This is a genomic window from Micromonospora sp. ALFpr18c, from assembly GCF_008868155.1.
Lineage (GTDB): Bacteria > Actinomycetota > Actinomycetes > Mycobacteriales > Micromonosporaceae > Micromonospora.
In genome coordinates, this window is the sequence record NZ_WBKR01000297.1 from 1 (window position 1) to 5,065 (window position 5,065).

At 75.2% G+C, this 5,065-nt stretch carries 6 protein-coding genes; all 6 read left to right on the forward strand.

Going from position 1 to position 5,065, the window contains the following annotated elements; all coding sequences use genetic code 11:
* A partial coding sequence (locus F8271_RS29830; RefSeq protein ID WP_255473762.1) for an OB-fold nucleic acid binding domain-containing protein occupies positions 1-712 on the forward strand: 712 nt, incomplete at its 5' end.
* A gap of 93 nt (positions 713-805) precedes the next feature.
* On the forward strand, positions 806-985 hold the full coding sequence (locus tag F8271_RS29835; protein WP_370461997.1) for a hypothetical protein: 180 nt from the start codon (positions 806-808) through the stop codon (positions 983-985).
* Positions 982-1,752 (forward strand): methyltransferase domain-containing protein, encoded by a 771-nt coding sequence (locus F8271_RS29840; RefSeq protein ID WP_151493152.1) that lies wholly within the window; start codon positions 982-984, stop codon positions 1,750-1,752. Before F8271_RS29835 ends, F8271_RS29840 begins: the two co-directional genes overlap by 4 nt.
* Positions 1,749-2,918 carry an alkaline phosphatase family protein gene (locus F8271_RS29845; protein ID WP_151493149.1) on the forward strand — a complete coding sequence of 390 codons (1,170 nt, stop codon included), beginning with the start codon at positions 1,749-1,751 and terminating at the stop codon, positions 2,916-2,918. Before F8271_RS29840 ends, F8271_RS29845 begins: the two co-directional genes overlap by 4 nt.
* A gap of 29 nt (positions 2,919-2,947) precedes the next feature.
* Positions 2,948-4,207, forward strand: coding sequence for a DNA polymerase IV (locus F8271_RS29850; RefSeq protein ID WP_151493150.1), 1,260 nt, complete (start codon positions 2,948-2,950; stop codon positions 4,205-4,207).
* Positions 4,208-4,323: 116 nt separating this feature from the next.
* Positions 4,324-4,725, forward strand: coding sequence for a DUF3040 domain-containing protein (locus F8271_RS29855; RefSeq protein ID WP_109819242.1), 402 nt, complete (start codon positions 4,324-4,326; stop codon positions 4,723-4,725).
* Positions 4,726-5,065 lie beyond the last annotated feature (340 nt).

The window sequence follows — 5,065 nt, forward strand, 5'->3', positions numbered from 1 at the left end:
GCTGGGCGGTCCGGCCGTCCGGCTGGGGCTGTCCAGCGTGCGTACCCTCGGGTCTGAGGTGGCCGAGCGGATCGAGGCCGAACGGGCGGCCGGCGGGCCGTACCGCGACATGCCGGATCTGGCCCGGCGGGTCGGTCTCACCGCCGCGCAGCTGGAGGCGCTGGCCACCGCGGACGCCTTCGCCTGTTTCGGGCTGACCCGGCGGGAGGCGCTGTGGGCCGCCGGCGCGGCGGCCCAGGACCGGCCGGGCCGGCTGCCCGGCACGGTCAGCGGAGCGGCCGCGCCCACGCTGCCCGGGATGGAGGCGGTGGACCGGCTGGTCGCCGACGTGTGGGCCACCGGGTTGTCGCCGGAGAGCCATCCGGCCCGGTTCATCCGGGGGCAGCTCGACGTGCTCGGCGCGGTGCCGATCGCCCGGCTCGGTCGGGTGGAGCCCGGGCAGCGGATCCGCGTCGGTGGCATCGTCACCCACCGGCAGCGGCCGGCCACCGCGGGCGGGGTCACCTTCCTCAACCTGGAGGACGAGACCGGGATGCTCAACGTCACCTGCTCGCCGGGGTTGTGGCAACGCTACCGGCGGGTGGCCCGCAGCAGCGCCGCCCTGGTGGTGCGGGGGCGGTTGCAGCGGCACGAGGGGGTGACCAACCTGGTCGCCGACCGGCTGGACGCCATCGAGCCGCCGGTCAGCCCCGCCTCCCGCGACTTCCGCTGAGACAGTGATCCACATTACGGTTTTCGGCGCCTCCGAGCGGGAGACTCGTCCTGAACGGGCAGAGCGGCCCGTGATCCGTGAGGGGGAATGACAGTGCTGGGAAACCACACGTACACCGGCGGTGGAATCGCCAACGCCCGACGCACCCGGCTGGGTGCCGGCTGGATGCCGTCGCACCTCACCGACCCCCGCGAGTACGAGGTGACCAACGGTCCGGTGGCCAACGAGCGCCGGTCCCGGGCGGAGGACGCGGTCGAGGGCACCGAGCCCTGACCACTAGGCTCGACCGGGTGGAGCAGACCCGAGGCCGGTTCGCCGGGCCGCCGCTGACCGCCCGTACCGCCGTGATCTGGTCGGTGCTCCGCGCCGAACTGGACCGGCGCGGCGACACCGAGCTGACGGTGCTGGACGTGGGTGGCGGCACCGGCGGGTTCGCCGTCCCTCTGGCCCGTGCCGGGCACCGGGTCACCGTGGTCGACGCCAGCCCCGACGCCCTGGCGGCGCTCACCCGCCGGGCCGCCGAGGCCGGCGTGGCCGACCGGATCGCCGCCGTCCAGGGTGACGGCGACGCCCTCGCCGGGCTGGTCGAGCCGGCCGGCGTCGACCTGGTGCTCTGCCACGCCGTGCTGGAGGTCGTCGACGATCCGACGCCGGTGGTGACCGCGCTGGCCACGGCGCTGCGTCCCGGCGGCGCGGCCAGTGTGCTGGTGGCCGGCCGTGCCGCCGCCGTGCTGGGCCGCGCGATGAACGGTCACCTGGACGTCGCGACCGCCCTGGCCGCCGACCCCGCCGGCACCGCCGGGCCGCGCGACACCCTGCGCCGACGCTACGACGCCCCGGGCGCCGCCGCGCTGCTCGGCGCCGCCGGGCTCGTGGTCGAGGAGATCCACGGGGTACGCGTGCTGGCCGATCTGCTGCCGGCCGCGGTCGCCGACGGGCAGTCCGCGGCCCTGGTCGAGCTGGAACGCGTCCTCGCCGCCCAGCCGCCGTACCGGGACCTGGCCGCCCAGCTGCACCTGTTCGCCCGCCGGCCGGCATGACCGCGCCGCCGGGTGGTACGCCGCCGCTGGCGGTTCTCGGGCCCGAACACGGTGCGGGTCGTCTCGCCGACGTGCTGCCCAGCGCGCTCGCCGTGCTGGGCGTGCCCGGGTCGGTCGACCCGCTCGGGCTCGTCCCCGCGCTGGCCGGGGTGCGTCGGGTCGCCGTGCTGCTGGTCGACGGCCTCGGCTGGTACCAGGTGCCGACCGCCGCCCCGTACGCGCCGACGCTCGCCGGGCTCGCCGCGACGGTGGGCCGTCCGCTGATCGCCGGTTTCCCGTCCACCACACCGACCAGCCTGGTGTCGCTGGGCACCGGCGTGGCACCGGGCGCGCACGGGGTGCTCGCCTTCACCGTGCGGGTGCCCGGCACGGACCGGGTGCTCACCCACACCGACTGGGCCGGAGAGCCGTCGCCGCTGAGCTGGCAGCCGGTGACCACCCAACTGGAGCGCGCCCGCGCCGCCGGCGTGACGACGACCGTGGTGAGCCGGCCGGAGTTCGGCGGCAGCGGGTTGACCCTGGCCGCCAACCGGGGCGGGGACTTCCGGGGCGCCGCCGGCGTGGACGCGGTCGCCGCCACCATGCTGGCGGCGCTGGCCTCCGGCGGTGGGCCCACCCTGGTCTCCGGCTACCACGCCGACCTGGACCGGCACGGCCACGTCAGCGGCGTCGACTCGGCGCCCTGGCGGACCGCCGCGAGCGAGGTGGACACGCTGGTCGCCCGGCTGGTCGACGGGCTGCCGCCGGACGCGGCGCTGCTGGTGACCGCGGACCACGGTCAGCTCGACATTCCCGCCGCGCACCGCTTCGACCTGGACACCGACCCCCGGCTGCGCGACGGGGTACGGGTGGTGGCCGGTGAGGCCCGGGTGCGCTACCTGCACGTCGCGCCGGGCGCGGCCGACGACGTGGTGGCCACCTGGTCGGCCGTGCTCGGCGACGCCGCGCGGGTACGCACCCGCGACGAGGTGGTGGCCACCGGCTGGTTCGGGCCGGTGCCCGAGGAGCACCTCGCTCGGATCGGCGACGTGGTCGTGATCTGCAACGACACGTACGCGGTCATGGCCAGCCGCACCGAGCGGCCGATGGCGTCGAAGCTGGTGGCGTACCACGGGTCGGACACCGCCGCCGAGCTGACCGTGCCGCTGCTCGTGGTCCGCGGCTGAACGTCGTACCCCCGGGTTAACCTGCCGGGATGGGCCGCAGCCAGTCGTTGCCCCGGGGCGGGGATCCGCGCTTCGGGCCGGACGCCGACGATTCGGCGAGCCCGATCCTGCACGTCGACATGGACGCCTTCTTCGCCGCCGTCGAGGTGCGCCGCCGACCCGAGCTGCGAGGTCGACCCGTCATCGTCGGCGGCGTCGGGCCGCGGGGTGTGGTCAGCTCGGCCAGCTACGAGGCCCGCCGCTACGGCGTCCGCAGCGCGATGCCGACCAGCCAGGCCCGGGCACGCTGCCCGCAGGCGGTCTACCTGCCACCGGATTTCACCGCCTACACGGCCGCGTCCCGGGCGGTGATGCAGATCTTCCGGGACGTCACCCCGCTGGTCGAGCCGCTCTCCCTGGACGAGGCGTTCCTCGACGTGACCGGCGCCCGCCGGCTCTTCGGCTCCCCGGCCACCATCGCCCGGCTGATCCGCCGGAGGGTCGTCGACGAGCAGGGGCTGACCTGCTCGGTCGGGGTGGCGCCGAGCAAGTTCGTGGCCAAGCTCGGCTCCACCCGCGCCAAACCGGACGGCCTGCTGGTGGTGCCCCCGGGTCAGGTCCTCGACTTTCTGCATCCGCTGCCGGTGGACGCGCTCTGGGGTGTGGGGGAGCGGGCCGCCGAGGCGCTGCGCCGGCTCGGCCTGGCCACCGTCGGTGACCTGGCCGAGGCCCCGCTGGGCATGCTCCGCCGGGCGGTCGGCGCGGCGTCGGCGGCCCACCTGCACGAGCTGGCCTGGGGCCGGGATCCGCGCCGGGTCAGCCCCGAGCAGATCGACAAGTCCATCGGCGCCGAGGTGACGTTCGACGTGGACGTGGCCGACCCGATGGAGATCCGCCGCGCCCTGCTCGCGCTCAGCGCGAAGGTCGGCGTGCGACTGCGGGGCTCCGGGCAGGTGGGGCGCACCGTCACGCTCAAGGTTCGGTTGGCCGACTTTCGCACCGTCAACCGCTCCCGCACCCTCGGCGTACCCACCGACACGGCCCGCGAGATGTTCGACACGGTGTGGGCGCTCTACACCACGTTGGACCCGGGCGAGCGGATCCGCCTCGTCGGTGTCCGGGTGGAGGGCCTCGCTCCCGCGCAGGGCGCACCCCGGCAGCTGACCCTCGGCGCGCCCGAGCGTGGTTGGCGGGAGGCGGAAGCTGCCGCGGACGCCGCTGCTGCCCGATTCGGGCGGTCCGTCATAGGTCCGGCCAGTCTGATGGGCGACCGTGATCCCCGTCGAAACGAAAATCCACCCCACCCGTAGGTCGTCCCGCTTTCCGACGCGCGACCCCCCTCGTAGACTTGCGGGTAAGCAGCCGGTTGGCTGCCACGGTCTGTCGGCCCGAGTGGGCCCGACCAACGTGACCGGGGAGGAGTGCCGTGCCGCTCTCGGAGCACGAGCAGCGGCTGTTCGAGCAGATCGAGCGGTCGCTTGCCGAGGACCCCAAATTCGCCTCGGCCGTGCGCGCCAGCGATCCGCGCTTCCATGCGCGGCGTCGCCTGCTCGTCGCTGCCGGCGTGATCATCGCTGGCTTGGCTCTACTGGTCTATGGCGCGGTGATCAAGACTCCACCGCTGGCGGTGGCGGGCTTCGTCGTCATGCTGGCCTCGGCCGCGTTCGCGGTGCAGTCGCACCGGCGGGCGCAGTCACCTGACCTGCACGTGGTGGGCGGCACGACGAGTCGTCGTCGTCCCCGCGGCGGCGGCCGATCCGGTCGCCGGCCGTCGATCCTGGACCGCATGGAGGACAGGTGGCGGCAGCGCCCGGAGGGGCACCGCTGAGCCCGTCCCGCCGCTGAGGCGGGCCGTACACCGCGACGAGCGGGTCGCCGGGCACAGCCCCGGCGACCACCGTCGCATCCACGCGCCCTCGTCCCGCTGACTCGTCCCGCTGAACAGACCCGGCACTGCCGGGAGTCGCCGCCGTGCGCTCCCGTGCCACCTCTTCGAGCCCCTCAGCCAGCGATGCACCGCAGGCAGGCCGATGCGCCGGCGGCGGGCCGATGCGCCGGCGGCGGGCCGATGCGCCGGCGGCGGGCCGAGGTGCCGGCGGCGGGCCAGCACCACGGCCCCATGATCACTTCATGATGAGCAGTCGTGTAAGGCCGCTCAGAACTACTCA

Coding starts and splice junctions, on each gene's coding strand:
- F8271_RS29845 (WP_151493149.1), top strand. CDS start 1,749: ATGACCGCGCCGCCGGGTGGTACGCCGCCGCTGGCGGTTCTCGGGCCC.
- F8271_RS29850 (WP_151493150.1), top strand. CDS start 2,948: ATGGGCCGCAGCCAGTCGTTGCCCCGGGGCGGGGATCCGCGCTTCGGG.